Genomic DNA, 20,248 nt, shown 5'->3' on the forward strand with positions numbered 1-20,248 from the left:
TAGCCGGACGCTTGCACGTCCGGCTACAGCCAAGCCATCAAGTGACTTTCAGTAACTTCGGCTTCAACCGAGCGTCACGGCTCCAAAAGTCTCGTGCACACCGATGCCGGTGGTGATGACGTTCTTCAACCGCTTGTCGATGAAGTTGGGGAAGTCTTGCTCGACCATCCATGCGATCGGGATTTCTTCTACGACAATTTTCTGCACGGCCGTGTAGAGTTCCTGACGTTTTGCGTCAGAGGTCGCCACGGCGGCTTCCTCGAATAGCCGGTCTACTTCCGGATTGGAATAGCCCGCGATATTTGAGAACAGAATACCCTTGCGGATATTCGCCGTGATGTAACTGCGCGACACGCCCAGCGCCGGATCGCCGAACTGGTAAAGCAGATTACAGGTCATCTCGTAATTCCAGTTGCTGGTGCGCTCGGCCCAGCCGGCGAGATCGAGATTTTCCAGTTGCAGATCGATGCCGACACGACCGAGCGATTGCTTGAAGAATTCGGCCGAGCGCTGCCAGATTTCGCCATAGGGCGGAACCAGGAATTTGATGCTGACACGCTTGCCGTCAGCACCGGGCTTCAGGCCCATCTCGTCGAGCAGGGCTTTCGCCTTGTCCAGCGAGTAGTCGTACTGCTTGACATCTTTTTCGTAGAACCGGGTCTTCGACGAAACGGGTCCGGTCGCCACCTTGCCGAGATTGAAGAACACGCGTTGCAGCAGCGCCTTGCGATCGACAGCGAACATCACAGCCTGACGGAAGCGCTTGTCGTCCATCGGCTTGACGCGAAGATTGAACTCCAGCCAGAAATGCGGCGCGAAGAACTCGTAGCCCTTGGTGGTCATTTCGACATTGGGCAGCTTCGAGAGACGCGCGACGTCGAACAGTTCGACGTCAGTCCACTGCGTCAACTGGACCTTGCCCTGTTCGAGCGCGACGGCGCGCGATGCGCCGTCCGGAATGACCCGGTAGATGATCTCGTCGAGATGCGGCTCGCCCTTGCGGTAGTAGCCTTCATGCTTGACGAGATGGACGTGGGAGCCCTTGACCCATTCCTTGAGCTTGAACGGGCCCGAGCCGATCGCCTGCGCGTTGGCAGGGTTCTTGCGGAAATCGGTGCCGTCATAGATGTGCTTCGGCACGATCGGCGCTGTCGTGCAATCGAACGAATTGAGGAACGGCGCGAACGGCGCCTTCAGCGTGAACACCACCGTGAGTGGATCGGGCGCTTCGGCCTTGTCGATGCGCAGGAAGGTGCCGCGCGCACGCGCATGGGTTTCGACGAGGACCTTGGTCACCGAGAACACAACATCTTCCGATGTCAGCGGCTTGCCGTCATGGAAGGTGATGCCCGGGAACAGCTTGAACGTATAGACGAGGCCATCAGGCGAAACGGTCCAGGATTCAGCGAGACCGGGCAGCGGCTTGAGATCGGCGCCGTAACGCAGCAGGCTCTCATAGATCTTGCCGCCAAGCGTCAGCGTCGGCTGCTGCTGGTTGAGCGCGGTCACCAGGATCGGGGGCTCGGGCTGGATGATCGTATTGAGCGTGCCGCCCTTGGTCTGACCGACGGCGCGGGTGACGCCGAGAGGAATTCCCGAAAGCGCAGTCGCACTCAAACCTAATAGCTTCGCGAATTCACGTCTGTTCATCTTAATTCCTTTGTAGCAAAGATATTTGAAACCTTCAACGTCATCCGAAGCTCACCGCCCCGAACGTCTCGTGCACTCCGATCGCCGTCGACAACACGTTCTTCAGCCGCTTGTCGATGAAGTTCGGATAGTCCTGCTCGAACGTCCAAACCACTGGAACGTCCTCAACCAGAATTCTCTGGACCTGGCTATAGAGCTCCTGCCGCTTGTCATCGGATGTTGCCACGGCTGCTTCTTCGAACAGGCGATCAACTTCCGGATTGGAATAGCCGGCAGTGTTCGAGAACAGGATGCCCTTCTTGATATTCGATGTGATGTAGGTGCGCGCGACGCCGAGCGCGGGATCGCCGAACTGGTAGACCAGGTTGCCGGTCATATCGTAATCCCAATCGGCGAACTTTTGCGCCCAGCCGGCGATATCGGTGGTCTGCAATTGCAGATCGATGCCGACGCGCCCGAGCGACTGGCGCAGAAATTCGGCGGCCCGCGTATTGGCCTCGCTGACCGGCGAGATCAGATAGCGCAGCGTGACGCGCTTGCCGTCCGGGCCCGGCTTCAGGCCCATCTCGTCGAGCAGCGCTTTCGCCTTATCGACAGAGTAGTCATAGGTCTTGACGTTCTTGTCGTAGAACCGTGTCTTCGACGAGATCGGGCCGGTCGCCAGCTTGCCAAGCCCGAAATAGATTCGCTGCAGCATCGCCTTGCGGTCAATCGCATGCATCACGGCCTGACGAAAACGCTTGTCGTCCATCGGCTTGATGCGATTATTGAGTTCAATCCATTGATGCGGCGCAAAGAACTCGTAGCCCTTGGTGGACACCTCGTAATTCGGCAGTTTCGACAGCCGCGGCACCTCGAAGAATTCGATATCGCCCCACTGCGTCAGCTGCACCTTGCCCTGCTCGACCGCCACGGTACGCGACGCACCATCGGGGATCGCGCGATAGATGATTTCGTCGAGATAGGGCTCGCCCGGCCGATGATAACCTTCGTGCCGGACAAAATGGATGTGCGATCCCTTGACCCACTCCTTGAGCTTGAACGGACCGCAGCCGATCGCCTGCGCATTGGCGGGATTCTTGCGATAGTCGGTACCTTCATAGATGTGCTTCGGCAGGATCGGCGCCGTTGTGCAATCCAGCGACGTCAGGAACGGCGCGAAGGGCGACTTCAGCGTGAAGATCACCGTCAGTGGATCGGGCGCTTCCGCCTTTGCGATGCGCGCAAATGTCACGCGACCGCGCGCATGGGTTTCCATCAGCACCTTGGTCATGGTGAAAATCACGTCTTCCGACGTCAGCGGCTTGCCGTCGTGAAACGTGATGTTCGGGAACAGCTTGAATGTGTAGGTCAGCCCGTCCGGCGAAACCTCCCAGGATTTGGCGAGGCCGGGAATCGGCTTGAGATCGAAATCGTAGCGCAGCAGGCTCTCATAGAGTTTGCCGCCGACGGTGAGGGTCGGCTGTTGCTGATTGATCGCCGTGACCAGGATCGGCGGTTCGGGCTGAATGATCGTATTGAGCGTACCGCCTCTGGTCTGCCCCGTGGCGCGGGTAATGCCGAGCGGGATGCCTGACAGCGCCGTAGCGCCCAGACCCAGCAATTTCGCAAACTCACGTCGATTCATTCAGCTCTCCCGATGGACACAGAGGGTTGAACGTCAGGGTTGCACTGACGCGCAAGGATGAGCTTGCAAAATTCAAGCCGCCGCCGTCGCCGGGCCGATCATCATCGCGATCGGGCCGGCGTTGTCTGAGAACCGAGCATGTTCCGTAAATGAGCAGGCATTCAGTATCCCAGTGCCGGATCGACGCGGTTGAGTAGAATCTCTCCAGCCTTGAGACGGCGGATATTCTCGGCAATCTGGTCGGCAATGACGCGCGGTTTGGCCAATCCGGCCATATGCGGCGTCACCAGAATACCCGGCTCCGTCCACAGCGGATTGTCGGGCTGCAGTGGCTCTTTGTCGAACACGTCAAGAATCGCGCCGCGCAGATGACCCGATCGCAATGAGGCAACGAGGTCTGGAACGTTCAGATGCTCGCCTCGGCTGCAGAGAATAAGTGCCGCCCCTTTCGGGAGGCGGGCGAAGCGGTCAGCATTCAAGATTCCCACCGTGCTCGGCGTTAGCGGGAGCAGGCAGACCAGGATATCGGTCTGCGCCAGGAAATCGTCGAGCGCGGCGTCGCCGGCGAAGACCTCCACACCCTCGACCTGTTTTGCGGAGCGCGACCAGCCGGAGACCTTGTAGCCGACCGATTTCAGCAGCGTGGCAGCCTGGATTCCGAGGGTGCCGAGACCGAGGATGCCGATGCGCTTGTCGGCGGCAGCGACCTGATCGTAGCGATGCCAGTGCCCATTGCGGGCATTGGTGGAGACGCGATCAAATTCGCGATGAAAATACAGCGTGCCCCAGAGCACATATTCGGCCATCGCCTTGCCCAGCAGCGGATCCACAATCCGGCACAGCGGCAGGTCCGGCAGTGCCGTGTCGGACAACACATTGTCCACACCGGCGGCGATGGAATGGATCAGCCGCAAATTCGGCATGGTCGCCATCACGCCCGCGGGTGGTTTCCAGCAGACCACGATCTCCCCATCGAGCGCCCCCTCTTCCGGCCAAGTGGTCACGAGCGCGCCGGGAACCACCCGCTTCAGATGGTCCTCCAGAAAACCCATGGTGTTGGACAGGGTTGTCATGAGAGTAATGCGGGTCATCGAATTCCTGCGTTTGTTTCTGCCCGAGCCTTTTCCGTTCCGATTGAATCGGAACGGGGCTCAGGATTGTTGTTTTACGCGTTTTCTTAACGCGAACCGGTACCCACTTCGCTGGAAAACGCGCTAGTGGCATGAAGCCTGCTTTGAGAATGGCAACGTCCGGAACGATGCGCTCAAAACCTCTATCCTAGGGTACGATGTCGGCGCATCATCTCCGTCTTCACAGGGTCAGGATTTGTCGCGTATGGGCCATATCTCTTCAATTTCGTGCAACACGCCGCGCCAGCGCGTCGCGCCGCCGGCCATGGTGAGTTTTTCCGGCTTCGAGGCTAGCGGCCGCCGCGCCGATGCACTCCAGGCCGCACAACGCCCGGTGGTTGCGATGGCTGCCGAATTCTCCTCGGGCGGCGTCGGAGTCCGGCACAGCCACCGCCGCGCGCAATTTCTCCACGGCCTGACCGGGGTCATGACCGTGATCACCGAGACCGGCAGCTGGACCGTATCGCCGCAGCATGCGCTGTGGATCCCGCCCGGCGTCGTCCATCAAAGCCGCTGCTGGGGCACCGTGCAGCTCCGTACGCTTTACGTCGAACCCGACGCGACGGTCGGCCTGCCGACCTCGTGCCAGCTGATGGAAGTGTCGTCGCTGGTACGCGCGCTGCTCAACGAGGCCGTCACCTTCCCGACCGAATACGATATGGACGGCCGCGAAGGCCAGATCATGAATTTGATGCTCGCTGAAATCGGCCGCATGCCGGCCGTGCCGCTGCGCGCGCCGATGCCGCAGGACCGCCGCCTCGCGCGTATCTGCGAAGCGATCCTGCGCGAGCCCGGCAACAATCAGGATCTGGAATCCTGGTCGCAGATCGGCGGCCTCGGCCGACGCACGCTGACACGGCTGTTTCGCCGCGAGACCGGCATGAGCTTCGCCGAATGGCGCCAGCAGGTGCGATTGATGGAAGCGCTGTCGCGCCTGACCATGCGCGAACCGGTGACCAATGTGGCGCTCGATCTCGGCTATGATAGTCCAAGTGCCTTCAGCGCCATGTTCCGTCGCTCGATGGGAATTTCACCACGCGACTATCTGCGCTGGAGCGAACAGACGGAGGACTTGGCAACGTGACCGACGCGCACCTCCTTAGGACTCGACCGCTGGCCGCGCTTCCATCGTAGCGCGCAAACGCCGGATGCCGGCTTCGATTTCGCGGATGTCGTCGTCGAGCTGCCCGAGCAGTACGCCGAAATTGAAGTCCATTCTGTTGCGGACGGACGCCGCCAGCGTTTCGCGATGCACCTTGAGATCTTGCAACGCACTTAGCTGGTTCGTATCGACATAGGCGGTAACCACAAGCTCAATCGCGCTTTTCACCGCAACGCTTTCTTCTCGGCTTCATCGATTTGCGCCTTCAGCCGCGCCTTGGTCGCTCGGACACCGGGGAATGGTGCTCCGAGCCGGCGTGCCTGGATCTGAACGGAACTCTGCGGTCGTTTCATGATCACTGCGGCTCTGGCCAGCGATACTTTACGCGCGATAAGCCCTTTCAAAATTTCAATCTGTTCGTCGTCCCAACGATTTTTTGCCATCTGATCTTATGAGTGCGCTGAAATAACTTGTCTGTGCGGTAGCTGTCCCTCTGCAACGCGATGTTCACAACTATTGTTCCCGATGCGCCCAGGTTGCAGGGCACAATCCCTACCGGAGAAAGCGCTGCGTGGAGTTGCGCCGAAAAATCGGAACGTGTTTCAATTGATATCGTTTCGCCAGCAGGGAACAGTACTGAAAAGGCTCCGGAGTGATCCGGAGCCTTTCTCTATTTGGCAGGCACCCCGCTTGGTAGCGGGGTATTTGGCAGCTGCGGTGATACCCGCTGCTCACATCACCACTTCGATCAGCTTCGGACCCTTCGCAGCGATCGCGTTGGCGAGCGCCTTGTTGAAGTCGTCGACGTTCGATACCGAAACGCCGGGGACGCCCATGCCCTTGGCGAGCGACACCCAGTCGAGCGTCGGACGGTCGAGGTTGAGCATATCGAGGGCGCGCTGGCCGGGCTCGCCGGCATCGACGCCGGCGAATTCGCCGAGCAGGATTTGATACTTGCGGTTGGCGAACACGATGGTGGTGATGTCGAGCTCTTCGCGGGCCTGCGTCCACAGCGACTGCAGCGTGTACATCGCGCTGCCGTCACCGACCATGCAGATCACCTTGCGGTCCGGGCAGGCCACGGCGGCGCCGGTCGCGACCGGGGTCGAGAAGCCGATCGAGCCGCCCATGTTCTGCAGCCAGTCATGCGGCGCAGCCGCTGCGGTCGGCGGGAAGAATCCGCGACCGGTGGTCAACGACTCATCGACCATGATGGCGTTTTCCGGGATCGCATAGGCAATCGCCTGCGCAATCGTGGTGTGGTTCAGCGCGCCGGTCGGCTTCACCAGTTCGGTGAGCTTCTGCGGCTTCACATCCGACGGCTTGGCGCCGAGCGCGCCGGCCAGTGCTTCGAGCGCAGCGATCGAGTTCTCGCCGCCGGCGGTGATGCGATGCACTTCGCAGCCTTCCGGCTTCAGCATGCTCGGCTTGTTCGGATAGGCGAAGAAGGCGACGGGATCGTTGGCTTCCACCAGCACGATGTTCTTGAAGTCCTTCAGCAGCGGAAGTGCGGCTTCGATCACATAGGGAATGCGATCGATGGAGAAGCGGCCACGGCCGCGCGCCATGCGCGGATTGTAGGTCTGGCCCATCACCTTGCAGCCGGTCTTGCCGGCGATCTGCTCGGCCAGCGCCAGGCCCTTTTCGGTCAGCCCCTGGCCGGTCATCAGCAGCAGGGTCGAGGCGCCACCGTCCTTCATGATCCTGGCGGCAGTCTCGACGGCCTGTGCCGAATAGCCGGCGCTCTGCTTCTCGGCAGGCACCGGCGCCACACCATCGGCCGCGCCCCATGCGGTGTCAGCGGGCAGGATCAGCGTCGCGATCTGGCGATCCTTGGCGGCGGCAATTGCTGCGGCGCCGTCCTTGGCCACCGACTTGGAATCCGGCGAGGTGTGCACCCACTGCGACATCGGACGGGCGAGGCCCTCGATGTCCGAGGTCAGCGGCGCGTTGTATTCGATGTGATAGACGGCATGCTGGCCGACGATGTTGACGATACCCGAATTGGCCTTCTTGGCATTGTGCAGGTTGGCGAGGCCATTGGCGAGGCCGGGACCGAGATGCAGCAGCGTCGAGGCCGGGGTGCCCTTCATGCGGAAGTAGCCATCCGCCGCGCCGGTGACGACGCCTTCGAACAGGCCGAGCACGCAGCGCATGCCTTCGACGCGGTCGAGCGCCGCAACGAAATGCATTTCCGACGTTCCCGGATTGGCAAAGCAGACATCCACATTGCCCGCCACCAATGTCCGCACTAGGCTTTCCGCACCGTTCATCGTCTCACTCCGTTTGATTCAGGGTCGTATCTCGGTTTCTTGATCTCGGGGGCTGATGAACCATTGTTCGGAGGGCCCGTCAAAGGGTCGGAACGCAAGGCTTCGTTGTGAGGGCCGCGGGGCGGGCTGAACGCCGGTTATTATCGCTCCATCCGGGCTGTCCTCACACGGCCGTGGGTTGCGGATCGGGGCGATTTATGGCCTGTCTTGGGCCTCAATTTTTTCTGGCGAGGACCATGATGAAGCGCCTTTTTGCTCTCTTTTTTGCCGCAGCCGCGTTCACCACAATTGCGTTTCCTGCCGATGCACGCGTTCGCAACCAGCCGCCGGCACAGGACTTCGAGGTCGACGACGGCCCGTCGCTCTCCAACTTCTTCTCCAATTTCGGCAATGGCGGCGGCAACAGCTCCGGCCCGATCCAGCGCCAGACCGTCGGCTTCCACAGCAATTACGCCCCGGGGACCATCGTTGTGAACACCGCCGAGCGCCGGCTCTATCTGGTGCAGCCTGGCGGCCAGGCGCTGCGTTACGGCATCGGCGTCGGCCGCGATGGCTTCCGCTGGGGCGGCGTCCACCGCGTCACCGCCAAGAAGGAATGGCCGAGCTGGACCCCGCCGGCCCAGATGCTCGCCCGCCGGCCCGATTTGCCCCGCCACATGCCCGGCGGCATCGACAACCCGCTCGGCGCCCGCGCGATGTATCTCGGCTCGACGCTGTACCGCATCCACGGCTCGAACGAGCCGGAGACCATCGGGCAGGCCGTGTCCTCGGGCTGCTTCCGCATGACCAATGACGATGTCACCGATCTCTATAACCGCGTCTCGGTCGGCGCGACGGTCATCGTCAAGAACTGAGCTTGACCTGAGAACGAAGGCTTCCTGCGGGAAGCCTTCGAATTGTCCGCGGGGGCGGCACTGAACGCTTGCGCAAATACGCGCATTGCGAGAACTTGAGTAATAATGCCCGCCCCGACACCAGATCGATTCATCGTCCGGACGATTGCCGCGCTGCTGGCGCTAGCGTCTTTGACCGCCTTCGTGCCGCAGCCGTCTTATGCCGGTGCGAGCGAGCCGCCCGCCGTTACCGCACGCCAGCGCACCGAGAAGAAGACCTTTACCGACAGCGAGATCATCGACGGTTTTTTCAAGACCGCCTTTGGCGCCGAATATCACCTCGCCGGCCGCGTCGACCGCATCCGCAAATATGAGCTTCCGGTGCGGGTCTTCGCCGAGGGCCGTGCCGACCGCAAGGCCCAAATCGCCAAGGTCGTGACCGACATCGCGCGCCGGGTGCAGCATCTCAACATCGCCATGGCGGACAACCGCGACGACGCCAATGTACTGGTGAAGCTGGTGCGCGACCGCGATCTCTATCGCACCATCTCGACCTTCTATGGCACCGACCGGGCCAACGAGATCCGCGACTCCCTGGACCCGCAATGCCTGTCCGGCTTCCGCAAGAACGAGGCCTTCGAGATCGAACGCTCCGACGTGATCCTCACCGTCGACAATGGCGACTTCGTCTTTCTCGACTGCGCCTATGAGGAATTGCTGCAGTCGCTGGGCCCGATCAACGATACCAGTACGGTGCCGTGGACGATGTTCAACGACAACGTCCAGATGGGCTTCTTCGACGTCTACGACCAGTACATCCTCAACATCCTCTACGATCCCCGCATCAAGGCCGGCATGACCGTGCAGGAGGTCAAGGACGTGCTGCCGCAGGTGCTCACTGACGTGCGTATCTGGGTGAGCAAGGTGAACGAGCTGCAGGATTAGCGGCGCTTCTCTTATCCCTCCCCCCGCGCGAAGCGAAGCTTTGCCAGGCGGGGGGATTCCACGAACGCCTGCGCGTCCCAGCTTCTTCGAATGTCAAACAGCCCCCGCTCTTCAGACATGCGTCATCGCCCCCATTGTTTGCGGCGCGGGGGCGCCGTCGTCTTTTGCATTCCCGCCCCCTTGTGAGAGGGCGTGCGGAACGCCGGGTGCCCGTTGCACCCTTGGGCCTGATGCGAATGCGGTCTTCCGCAGGTTAGTGTGCATCAGGACTTTCGGAGGCGCCGAGCAAGTGCCCGACGTTCCGCATGCGGTGTTTTTTCGGTTGCTTGCACATCTGCCATGGCGAACGGTCCCATCACCAAAATTAATGTCCCAGGGCGGAGGGACAGGGTAGCCTCAAGCGACTGGGCCGAACGCGTTTCGATTTGGTCGTCCGTCACGCTGTCCAGGGCTCTTTCCATCCGAAGGTCGGCCGTCTCCTTGCCAGTGGCAGTGCTGGCGCAGATCCGTCCTGCCCGAAGACAGACGTTCCCCCATGAACCGCGTGACGCCGCATCTCCGGCGTCCACCGCATCCCACCCCGCGAACGTGACGATCGCGATCGCCCCTCTCGGTGGGGCAGGACAGAGGGGAATATAAGCCTGGCGGGGATGGTGTCAACGGAGGATAGGAAAAAATGTTCGGGGTGCCCAAACTGTCATTCCGGGGCGTGGCCGGCTCTTGCCGGACGCGAACCCGGAATCTCAGCATGTTCAGCAAAACACTTCGAGATTCCGGGTTCGTGCTCTGCCGGCTTCGCCGGCGACGCACGCCCCGGAATGACGAGTGAGGTCGCCTCGTCCTCTCACCCCCGCGGCTTCGGCGTGAACGGTCCCTTCGGCGCGTTGCCGATCAACGACACGACGATCAGCGCTGCCATCGCGAACCAGAAGGTGAGCCAGAAGCCGTCGATATAGGCCAGGGTATTGGCCTCGCGCTGCACGAGACTTGCCAGCGTGCCGATGCCGCGCGCTTGTGCGAGACCCTCACCATGGCTGGCGAAACGCCCGGTGAGTTTGGCAAGAATGCCGACGACATCGGCATCGCCGCTGGCGACATGCTGGCCGAGCAGATTCGAATGGATCTGCTCGCGCACGCGCAGCCAGGTGCCCATCAGCGCAATACCGATCTCGGCGCCGCCGAGTCGGAAGACCTGGATATAGGCCGCAAAGGCGGTGGCGCGCGACGGATCGGAATTCGACAGTGCGATGATCACGATGGGCAGCAGCGTGAAGCTCTGCCCAAGCGACTGCAACATCACCATCGGGATGAAATCGCCAAGCGCCCATTCATGGGTGAGCTGCGTGCCCAGGAGGGCGGCGGCGGCGAATGCCGCAAGGCCAATGATCAGCGTCAGCTTCACGTCGTAGTAGCGAATGAGCCAGATCGACAGCGGCACCAGCACGATCATCGGCACGACGGCATAGAGCAGAAACAACATGCCGGACTGCTCCGGCCGCAACAGCGCGATGTTGGTGAGAAAATTCGGCGCCAACGATGAATTGGACAGGCTGGTCATGGTGTAGAGAATGATCGTCAGCAGCGCGAGACCGATATTGCGCGACAGCAGCACCTCGGCATGCGCCCATGGCCGTTTGACCACCGACTCATTGATGAAGAAGCCGACGGTCAGGACCGTGCCGCCGCCAAGCAGCGCCACCACCGTACCCGAACCCAGCCAGTCCAGCCGGTTGCCCTGATCGAGCCCGGCATAGATCATGGCCATGCCGGTGCCGAGCAAGAGCATGCCGCCCCAATCGGCCTCACACAGCACGAAGCGATTGATCGGCTCGCGCGGTGTGCCGAGCCAGACGAACAGCGCGAGCAGCGGCGCGATGATGACATCCTGCCAGAACATCCATTGCCAGCCGATGTGGCTGACATAGAAGCCGACCAGTGCAGTGCCGGAATTGAGCGAGAAGCCGACGCGAATGGAATAGATCGCAATGGCCGGTAGCCACCACTTCATCGGCAGATTGCGGAAGATGATCAGCAGCGTTGCCGGCACGAAGGTGCCAAGCAGCATGCCGTGCACGATGTTCAGCACCAGCAGCAGATTGTAGTCGCGCACCAGCGGGATCACCAGCGAGATCGCCGCATAGACCAGAGCGGGAATGCCGAGCACGCGGCGCAGCCCGAACACGGTGGCCATCCAGGCCACCGCAGGCGCGATGAAGATCTGCGACGCTGTTCCGGCGGTGGAGAGCCACGCGCCTTCATCGAAACTCAGCCCCAACGCCCCGCGCAGATCGGCGAGGCCGATGGAGAAGATACGCGTATCGAAATTGGCGAGGAATGCGCCGAGCAGCACCGCGCCGACCGCAAAGATCGGATGGTGCGAAACGCCCCCGGTCGAGACCGGGCCGCTTTCGATGACCTTACTTTCCGCCATTGCCGGCCGCCGGCGCGTCGGTGTTGATGCTCGCGGTTACCGACATGCCCGGCAGCAACCGGTCGAGCAGCGGCTGCCCCTTGTCGAGCGTGATGCGGACCGGCACGCGCTGCACGACCTTGGTGAAGTTGCCGGTGGCGTTATCCGGCGGCAGCAAGGCGAATTGCGATCCCGACGCCGGCGAGACGCGCTCGACACGCCCGCGCAGGGTCTCCGCGGAGAACGTATCGACCACGATATCGACAGGCTGACCGGGCTTCACGCGCGTGAGCTGCGTTTCCTTGAAATTCGCGATCACATAGACGTCGGGGAGCGGCACGATGCTGATCAGGCTGGAGCCGATATTGACGTAGTCGCCCGGCTGCACCTGACGCTCGCTGACCACGCCATCGAAGGGCGCCACGATCTTCGTATAACCGAGGCGTAGCCTGGCAGCATCGAGCGTCGCCTTGGCGCCGAGCAGATCGGCGGCGCGCTGCTTGCGCGTGCCGGCAAGCACTTCGAGCTGATGCTTCTGGGCGGCGATCACCGCGCCGCTTGCCTTCACGTCGGCCTGTGCCTTGGCATAGGCGGCAGTCGCCTGTTCGAAGCGCTGCCGCGTGCCGGCTTCGGTCTGCGTCAGCGAAGCCTGACGTTCCCGCTCCTGCTGCGCCTGCACTTCCATCGCCTGCGCAGACACACGCTGCGCCTCGGCCTGCGCGATGGTGGCATATTGCAGCTCGACCTGGTTGGCGAGATTGTCCAGCGCCGCCTGCGCACCGGCCACGCCCGCCTCGGCCTGTGCCACCTGCGCCTCGTAATCCGCGGGATCGATCTGGATCAGCAGATCGCCGGCTTTTACGTGCTGGAAGTCGCTGACGGCAACGGCTTTCACCGCACCGGCCACGCGGCTCGACAGCCGCGTCGTCTGCGCGCGGATATAGGCATCGTTGGTGGTTTGCACCGCGCGGTTGCCCATCCAGATGTCCCAGCGGGTGGTGGCCAGAACGATGAAGACAACCGCGGCAGCAACGGCCAGCAGCGGAATCGCAAGACGACGCCACGCCTGCTGTGCTGGCGTCAACGCCGCAGGCTGTGCGGGCGGTTGCGCAGCCGGTTGCGCAGGTGTCGGCGCAACAGGTTGTGACGGCGCCGGTTGCGGCGTTGGGGATGCATCAAGCTGGGACATGTCTTCCTCGCAGCGACTGAGTGACATTATGTCTCATGTCGTCGCACCCGATTCAATCGCCCGATATCGGCAATCCATACCGGTGCCGCAGCATTCGGGTTCGATTCGTACCAAAGACCGCAGATTTATATCTTTTTGCGGCGTGCGGGTTTGTCGCCGCCATCAGATGGCGCCGGATTATCCGGACCACGCGGCTGCAGATAGCGTTGCAGCGCAATGGCGCGCTCGCTGGATTCGACGAGTCGCTCGACGCTCCCTAGCAATTGATGAAATTCGTCCGCGTTGAGACAATCGAACTGCACGTCATTGACCTGACGCTGCGTGGGATTGAGGCTTGCCAGCAGCGCATCGCCGGCCTGCGTCACCGTGAGACGTAGGCGCCGGCGATCGGCGGGATCGACGAGCTTGTCGAGCAATCCCATCTGCTGCAGCTTGTTGGACACCGTGGTGACGAAAGCGCCGCTGAGATGCAGATGCGCCGCGAGTTCGCGCACGCTGACATCGCCTTCAGCGGCCAGATATTTGACCGAGATCAGCACAGTGTATTCGATCCCGGCCAGGCCGATCGCGGCGGCATGCCCCTCACGCACGGTCTCGTGACGCGCGAGGAACGCCAGCAATGTGTGCACGAGTTGCCGGAATGCATGATCGGAGCCATCGACCAGCAGCGCCTTGCGCGACGTGGTCAGCGCCGGTGCCGGAAGTTTTGCCTTGAGCGCGGTTTTGGCTCCCGTCTTCACTGCGGGCTTGGCCGCGGCCTTTTCGGATTTACGCAGCGCCGGCGTCTTGGAGAGCGGCGCAACCTTGGAACGAGACATACCGCTTCCCAGTGAACGATCCGCTACAGGATTGGCTGGCGCCCCCTGCTTCGTCAAGCGATTCTGCATACCTTCTTAACGAAGCTATTGATCAAATGCATTTACTGGGTCAGGATCGGCGCCACATCTGACGGGAGAACATCATGAAACTCGATATCAGGCGCCTGCTCTGCTTCACCGACCACAAGGAGGTCGAGGCCGGCCACCGGCACGAGCAGCCGCTGCGCCGCGTCGCCGCCGTGGCCATCGTCGCCAATCCCTATGCCGGACGCTATGTCGAAGACCTCTCCGAGGCAATTGCCGCCAGTGTCGATGTCGGCGCCGTGCTGGCCAAGCTCGCCGTCGAGGCGATGGGATCATACAAGGTCGAGAGCTACGGCAAGGGCGGCGTCGTCGGCCTCGGCGGCGAACTCGAACATGCCAATGCGATGCTGACCACGACTTTCGCCACGCCGCTGCGCGAGGCCGTGGGCGGCGCCGAAGCGTGGATCCCCTCTTTCACCAAGCTCGCCGCTCCCGGCTGCCTGATCGACGTTCCCCTGGCGCACAAAGACGCGCTCTATGTCCGCTCGCATTACGACGGCGTCTCGGTGACACTGCCGCCCGACGCGCCGGCGGCCGATGAAGTTGCGCTGATCGTCTGTCTCGCCAATCGCGGGCGCCTCAATGCGCGGGTCGGCGGGTTGAATGCCAGGGATATCGGCGGCAAGGACGGCTTGCGCTAAGCTGCGGCTTTGTGCGGCCTTGGACGGCCTTGAGATTGCGGAGACGGGTATGAAAACGGCCATCGTCAATATCGGCACCATCGTCACCGGTGATCTCAAGGCGCCATTCGCCGACGGCGATGGCATCCTGATGCAGGACGGGCGCATCAGCGCGATCGGCACGCTGTCATCGGACCAGGTCTCATCGGCCGATGTGGTGATCGATGCCGCCGGCACCACCGCGATTCCCGGCCTGATCGACAGCCACGTGCACATCACCTTCGGCGATTATACGCCAAGGCAGCGCGTGGTCGGCTATCTCGAAAGCTACGTGCATGGCGGCACGACGACGTCCATCACGGCGTCGGAAGTGCACGTGCCCGGACGTCCCAAGGATCCTGCGGGCGTCAAGGCGCTGGCGCTGGCCGCCCGCGCCTGCTTCCTCGACTATCGCCCCGGCGGCATGCGCGTGCATGCCGGCTCGATCATCCTCGAGCCCGGCCTGACCGAAGCCGATCTGGAAGAACTGGTCAAAGCGGGTCTGTGGCTCGCCAAGGCCGGCTTCGGCGCATTCGAGACACCGTTCGACTACGCGCCCTTGATGCTCGCCGCACGCAAGCTCGGCATGGTGACCACCATGCATACCGGCGGCTCATCGATCCCCGGCTCATCGGGCATCTGGGCCGAACATGTACTGAAGTCCAATCCAAGCGTCTCGTTCCACGTCAATGGCGGACCGGTGGCGATGCCGGAAGCCGGCTTCGCGCGGCTCGTCAATGAGAGCGACATCGCGCTACAGCTCTGCACCGCCGGCAATCTGCGCACCGCCCTTCTGACGGCGAAGCTGCTCGACGAGGCCAAACAGCCGGAGCGGCTGCTGATCGCGACGGATACGCCGACCGGCAGCGGGATCATGCCGCTCGGCATGTTCTACACCATCAGCCATCTCGCCAGCCTGGGCGGCATGCCGCCCGAACAGGCGATCGCGGCGGCGACGGGGAACAATGCAACGGTCTATCGGCTCAACAGCGGATTTCTGAAGACCGGTAGGGATGCCGACGTGGTGCTGATCGACGCCTGCGCCGGCGGCTCGCAGGACGATGCGCTGTCGGCGCTCGTGAATGGCGACGTGCCCGCCGTCAGCGCCGTGATCACCGACGGCGTGCCGCGCTTTGTCGGTCGCAGCCGCAACACACCGGCGGGGATGCGGAATGTTCGCGTGGCGGAGACGGGATTGCCGCGGGATTTCTCAGGCGCGGCGGCGCATTGATCGGGATTGCAGGGAAGCAGCGGCACGCACCGTAGACTCCCTCTCCCCGCATCTTGCGCGGGGAGAGGGGTGGGGTGAGGGGCGAGGCACAAGACCCGCCGCATTTAATCCCCCACAGATCGGCACGTTCTCCGAACTGCACATACTGCGCTTGCGTTGAACACCGAGAATGGCCCCTCACCCGCCGCGAAGACGCGGCGACCTCTCCCCGTAAAGGACGGGGAGAGGTTAAGGAAGCGACTGCGCTTTAGTTGCTGTCCTTGAACTCCGGCAAATCATATTTCGCCGTCATCTTCTCGGCCATACCGCCCGCCCGCTCCCAGTCATAAGTACGGTAGCTATGGCCGCGGGTGACGAACTGGGCACCGGCATAGAACATCTCATATTGCAGATGGCGCGAGGCGAATTCGGAGCCGACGGCGTCCCAGGTCAGCTTCAACAGCTTGACGCGGTCCTGGCCCGACATCGCCGGCGAGATTTGGGTCAGCCCGATAATGTCCGCGATCTCCGGATTGCTGAAATCATCCACCGAGGACGGCAGCATCAAGAGCGCACCACCGGCAAGTTCGCGGATGGCGCTGATGATCTGCGGATACATCTCCTGCGACTGCACCTGCGCCGCATAGAGCAGATGCTTGTTGGGGAGGAAATAGTCGCCGCGCATCGCGCCGCCGGCTTCCATGCCGAGCACCATGCCCTCGATCAGCGCGGCCTGCGATGCGAGCTTGCCGAGCGTCTCCATGACAGGCGGGAAATTGATCGTGCCGATAGTCTTGGCGATGCCGCGCGCGAGGCCGACCAGGAAGCGCAGTTTCACCGACAGGCGGATCTGCGCCTGATAGTTCTGATACACATGCGCCGGTGTGTCATGGAGCTGGGCGCGGCACATGTCGGTGTTGCGCAGCAGGAACACGCGCTCCCATGGCACTTTCACGTCGTCGAAGAACACCAGTGCGTCGTTCTCGTCATAGCGATAGGCCAGCGGATTGTCGTATTCGTTTGGCGCATGGGCCTCGAACGATTTCCGCGACAGCATCTTGAGGCCCTTGGTGCCCATCGGCAGCGCGCAGGAAAACGCCAGATGCTCCTCGCCCGGCCGCAGCGGCTGGCCGGAGCCGACGAAGATCTCGTTGGCCATGATGGCTGACGTGGCGAACAGTTTGGCGCCGCGGATGGTGATGCCCGACGCATCCTCGTCGACAATGCGCGCGACCATGTCCTGCGCATTCTTACCCTGATCGCCGAACGCCTTGGAGCGATCGCCCTGCACGTTGTTGATCACATAGGTCAGGAACAGGTCGCTCTTGCGGGCGTAGTCGTACCAGTCGCGGAACGCCTGCGCGCGTTTCGGATCGTAATTGTCGAACACCTCGATGCCCATCATCATGCCGGACATGGATGACGCCACGTGATCGGGCGAGCGGCCGAGGAAGCCGCCGGACAGTTCGGCCCATTCCACCAGCGCCTTGCGGCGCTCGACCAGTTCCGCGTAGCTCGTCGGCAATTGCCAGGCGCGATTGACGCGGCGGCCACCGCCGATATCGAAGGTCATGCGTTCGATATTGGCGGGGTCGGCCTGATAGTCATACAGCGCGCCGGCCGAGGCGACCGCATGGCGATAGGCCGGATGGGTCGAGACGTCATCGACCTTCTTGCCGTCGAGATAGACCGCACGGCCGTCGCGCACAGCGGCGACATGCTGGGCGCCAGTCTTGACGCCGGCAACTGCCGCCCCGGATCCAAATGCCTTGTTCATCACTTTTCTCCGTCACCTGCTGCCGGCCGCGTGCCGGTCATCACTATTAATAGCTATCATCCGAAGCTATTTTAAATCCGTTGTCAAGCGGACCTGTGGCATTCGCACACTTGCATCATTCGTCGCGATTGCAATTACCGCGCGAAGCCGCCAAGCTCGGGCAAGTTTTGATACATGGGATCATCACGTGGCCAAATCCGCAGCGCGCTCCACTTCGATCGGCAAATCAGTTGGCAAGGAGATCAGCAAGAAGCCTGCCACAGGCCGGCCGGCGTCCCGCGCCGCATTGACGGTCTCCCGTCCGGAGCTGCTGGTGGACGGCTCGGACGCCCAGTTCCGCCGCCTCGTCCACAGCCTGTTCGGCTTTCTGGTCCGCCATCAGACCTTGCGCGAAGGTCACGCCGCCGTCATCGGCCTTGCCGGCATCGAATACACCACCCTGATCTCGATCCGGCATCTGTCGGCGCAAGGCGACGTCCATGTGCGCGCCGTCGCCGATCACCTGCATCTGAGCGGCGCCTTCGTCACCACCGTGACCAACAAGCTCGAAACCAAAGGGCTGATCACCAAGACCTCGCACACCGGCGACCGCCGCCGCATCAGCCTCGTGGTGACACCGCATGGCGCCGAATTGCTGGAGCGGCTCGCGCCGACTCAGGCACAGGTCAACGACGTGCAGTTCGGTTGCCTCGGCACCCGGGAATTCCACCAGTTGCTGGACATGGTGCAGCGGCTCGTCGATTCCAGCGACCGCGCCATTGCGTTGCAGCGTTATCTGGCCGACACCAATGTGAAGCAGCTCTCGCCCGAGGCCCAATCGATCGCCGTCGCCAAGCGCGGCAAGCCGCGCAAGGGCTGAATCTGGCCTGCAATCTGACCCGCGTCGGGACCGGCGGTTGCACCGGGCCAAGGCCCCGAGATAGCCACTGCACGCGTCGCCATTGCTGCGACAAAACGGCACCGGGGAGCGCAGCCCCTTCCCGCCCAAGGGCGACGCGGGAATCAGCCGCGACGCGCCCGCAACACCAAACACCCGTGAAACAGGCAATTGCGCGCATTCCCTCCAGCTTCGAATTGCTGCATTTCCGGGCCGCACTGCCGCATAAATTAGCTTCTTAAGAGAACTATTTTATAAAGATACTCAGAATGACGATTGTCAAAGCCTGAAATTTATTGGACGATCCGACCAACGCTGTCATTCCGCTGTCACAGCTGGCGATGGCACATGGCGTGCATAGAAATCTTTATCTGGATTATGCTGCGGATCACTGCAGCAAAAGCATCAGCAGAAGAGGACGATCGTCGATGTCACGGATCAAATCGAATTTGCCGCGCGTATTGGGCATAGTTGCCGCCGTCACGCTCTCCGCCATGGTTGGCGGTCAGGCATCGGCGCAGGAAATCGCCATCGGCGCGGTGGTGCCGAGCTCCGGTCCGTTCGCCGAGTGGGGCCGCAGCAACACCGTGACGCTGAAGATGCTGGAACAGCAGACCAACGATGCCGGCGGCATCAATGGCGCGAAGCTGAAGATCACCATTCTCGACGACGCCGCCAAGCCGGCGCAGGCCGCAAGCTCGCTGCGCAAACTGGCCGGCGACGAGAAGGTTCTTGCCGTGGCCGGCCCGCTGACCTCAAGCGCCGCCGAAGTGACCTTCCCCGTCGCCAATGAAATGAAGGTGGTCTCCACCTCGCAGGCCTCCTCGAAGCCGGGCGTGGCGAAGCTCAATCGTCCGTGGGCTTTCCGCAACACCATCGACGAAGGCGTGCTCGCCAAGACCACCGTGCCTTTCTACAAGAAGGCCTTCAACATCAAGACAGTCGCCGTGATCTTCGACGCCAAGGACGCCACGGCTTCCACCGTCGGCAAGGTGATCATGCCGGCCGTGCTGAAGGCCAATGACATCACCGTCGCCAACGAGAACGATCTGCTGTCGTTCAACACCGGCGACCTCGACGTCTCCGCACAGGTCACCAAGCTGAAGGCCCTCAACCCCGACGGCGTCGTTGTCAGCGCCGATTACAGCCAGGCCATCACCGTGCTGCGCGAAATGAAGCGCCAGGGTCTGATCAAGCCGGTCGTCGGCGCCACCCAGTTGATCTCGTCAGCGATTCTCAAGGCTGCGCCGGAAATCCCGGTGATCGCGCCCGCGACCTTCTACGCCACCATGACAGGCCCGGCACCGGAGAAATTCACGGCCACCCTGACGCCGCTGCTGCGCAAGGAATCGGGCCTGCCGAAGGACATCGAGCCCTCGATGTATGACGCCAATATCTACGAGATTGTCTCGATGTATATCGACGCGATCAAGAAGACTGGCGTCACCGGCAAGCCGGCCGATCTCGAAGCCGACCGCACCAAGATCCGCGATCATCTTGCCAAGCTCGAAGGCTTTGCCGGTCTCGGCGGCCCGATCGGCTTCAATGACGACGGCGACGCGATCAAGGCCTTCTACGTGCTGCAGGGCCAGAACGGCGCCTGGGACACCAAGGTCAAGGGTTGCAGCTCGGCGCCGGGCCACCCGGCCTGCTGATCTCTCACA

17 protein-coding genes are annotated in these 20,248 nt (G+C 62.2%); 7 read left to right on the forward strand and 10 right to left on the reverse strand.

What is annotated here, in order from left to right; genetic code table 11:
- Positions 1–63: 63 nt before the first annotated feature.
- The 3 genes from LPB73_RS18220 to LPB73_RS18230 all read right to left on the reverse strand — a co-directional run bounded on the left by LPB73_RS18220 (position 64) and on the right by LPB73_RS18230 (position 4,350).
- A complete protein-coding gene (locus LPB73_RS18220) occupies positions 64–1,650 on the reverse strand; it encodes an ABC transporter substrate-binding protein (protein ID WP_231077761.1) in 1,587 nt (528 codons plus the stop codon).
- Positions 1,651–1,690: 40 nt separating this feature from the next.
- Positions 1,691–3,277, reverse strand: a complete 1,587-nt coding sequence (locus tag LPB73_RS18225; RefSeq protein WP_231077762.1) for an ABC transporter substrate-binding protein — start codon at positions 3,275–3,277, stop codon at positions 1,691–1,693.
- A 161-nt stretch (positions 3,278–3,438) separates the two neighbouring features.
- Positions 3,439–4,350 carry a 2-hydroxyacid dehydrogenase gene (locus LPB73_RS18230; protein WP_231077763.1) on the reverse strand — a complete coding sequence of 304 codons (912 nt, stop codon included), beginning with the start codon at positions 4,348–4,350 and terminating at the stop codon, positions 3,439–3,441.
- 262 nt (positions 4,351–4,612) lie between these two features.
- Here LPB73_RS18230 and LPB73_RS18235 point away from each other — a divergent pair, with 262 nt between their 5' ends.
- Positions 4,613–5,491 carry an AraC family transcriptional regulator gene (locus tag LPB73_RS18235; protein ID WP_210269248.1) on the forward strand — a complete coding sequence of 293 codons (879 nt, stop codon included), beginning with the start codon at positions 4,613–4,615 and terminating at the stop codon, positions 5,489–5,491.
- A gap of 15 nt (positions 5,492–5,506) precedes the next feature.
- On the opposite strand, the gene LPB73_RS18240 is transcribed toward LPB73_RS18235, so the two are convergent.
- The 3 genes from LPB73_RS18240 to LPB73_RS18250 form a co-directional block, all read right to left on the reverse strand.
- Complete coding sequence (locus tag LPB73_RS18240; protein WP_231077764.1) at positions 5,507–5,737, reverse strand: hypothetical protein; 231 nt, start codon at positions 5,735–5,737, stop codon at positions 5,507–5,509.
- On the reverse strand, positions 5,734–5,952 hold the full coding sequence (locus LPB73_RS18245) for a hypothetical protein (protein ID WP_068737424.1): 219 nt from the start codon (positions 5,950–5,952) through the stop codon (positions 5,734–5,736). The genes LPB73_RS18240 and LPB73_RS18245 overlap by 4 nt, the downstream gene beginning before the upstream one ends.
- A 288-nt stretch (positions 5,953–6,240) precedes the next feature.
- On the reverse strand, positions 6,241–7,782 hold the full coding sequence (locus LPB73_RS18250; RefSeq protein WP_231077765.1) for an acetolactate synthase large subunit: 1,542 nt from the start codon (positions 7,780–7,782) through the stop codon (positions 6,241–6,243).
- Between the two features lie 239 nt (positions 7,783–8,021).
- Here LPB73_RS18250 and LPB73_RS18255 point away from each other — a divergent pair, with 239 nt between their 5' ends.
- Positions 8,022–8,636, forward strand: a complete 615-nt coding sequence (locus tag LPB73_RS18255) for a L,D-transpeptidase (protein ID WP_081422064.1) — start codon at positions 8,022–8,024, stop codon at positions 8,634–8,636.
- Between the two features lie 105 nt (positions 8,637–8,741).
- Entirely contained in the window at positions 8,742–9,560 is an 819-nt protein-coding gene (locus tag LPB73_RS18260; protein WP_089268029.1) for a DUF2927 domain-containing protein, read from the forward strand.
- 844 nt (positions 9,561–10,404) lie between these two features.
- Here the strand turns inward: LPB73_RS18260 and LPB73_RS18265 are convergent.
- From LPB73_RS18265 to LPB73_RS18275, 3 genes are all read right to left on the reverse strand, one after another.
- The gene (locus tag LPB73_RS18265; RefSeq protein ID WP_089268035.1) at positions 10,405–11,991 is read right to left on the reverse strand and encodes an MFS transporter; all 1,587 of its coding nucleotides are present in this window, start codon (positions 11,989–11,991) and stop codon (positions 10,405–10,407) included.
- The gene (locus LPB73_RS18270) at positions 11,978–13,159 is read right to left on the reverse strand and encodes an HlyD family secretion protein (protein WP_231077766.1); all 1,182 of its coding nucleotides are present in this window, start codon (positions 13,157–13,159) and stop codon (positions 11,978–11,980) included. The genes LPB73_RS18265 and LPB73_RS18270 overlap by 14 nt, the downstream gene beginning before the upstream one ends.
- A gap of 125 nt (positions 13,160–13,284) precedes the next feature.
- A complete protein-coding gene (locus LPB73_RS18275) occupies positions 13,285–13,977 on the reverse strand; it encodes a MarR family winged helix-turn-helix transcriptional regulator (RefSeq protein WP_231077767.1) in 693 nt (230 codons plus the stop codon).
- A 143-nt stretch (positions 13,978–14,120) separates the two neighbouring features.
- Here LPB73_RS18275 and LPB73_RS18280 point away from each other — a divergent pair, with 143 nt between their 5' ends.
- A complete protein-coding gene (locus LPB73_RS18280; protein ID WP_231077768.1) occupies positions 14,121–14,702 on the forward strand; it encodes an amino acid synthesis family protein in 582 nt (193 codons plus the stop codon).
- A gap of 49 nt (positions 14,703–14,751) precedes the next feature.
- Positions 14,752–15,951 (forward strand): amidohydrolase family protein, encoded by a 1,200-nt coding sequence (locus tag LPB73_RS18285; protein WP_231077769.1) that lies wholly within the window; start codon positions 14,752–14,754, stop codon positions 15,949–15,951.
- Positions 15,952–16,198: 247 nt separating this feature from the next.
- Here the strand turns inward: LPB73_RS18285 and LPB73_RS18290 are convergent, their stop codons facing one another.
- Complete coding sequence (locus LPB73_RS18290) at positions 16,199–17,707, reverse strand: 4-hydroxyphenylacetate 3-hydroxylase family protein (RefSeq protein ID WP_231077770.1); 1,509 nt, start codon at positions 17,705–17,707, stop codon at positions 16,199–16,201.
- A gap of 187 nt (positions 17,708–17,894) precedes the next feature.
- Between LPB73_RS18290 and LPB73_RS18295 the strand changes: the two genes are divergently transcribed.
- Together LPB73_RS18295 and LPB73_RS18300 are read left to right on the forward strand one after the other, a co-directional pair.
- Complete coding sequence (locus LPB73_RS18295) at positions 17,895–18,566, forward strand: MarR family winged helix-turn-helix transcriptional regulator (protein ID WP_158596773.1); 672 nt, start codon at positions 17,895–17,897, stop codon at positions 18,564–18,566.
- Between the two features lie 446 nt (positions 18,567–19,012).
- The gene (locus LPB73_RS18300) at positions 19,013–20,239 is read left to right on the forward strand and encodes an ABC transporter substrate-binding protein (protein WP_231077771.1); all 1,227 of its coding nucleotides are present in this window, start codon (positions 19,013–19,015) and stop codon (positions 20,237–20,239) included.
- Positions 20,240–20,248: the final 9 nt, after the last annotated feature.

Source organism: Tardiphaga sp. 37S4 (genome assembly GCF_021044645.1).
GTDB lineage: Bacteria > Pseudomonadota > Alphaproteobacteria > Rhizobiales > Xanthobacteraceae > Tardiphaga > Tardiphaga robiniae.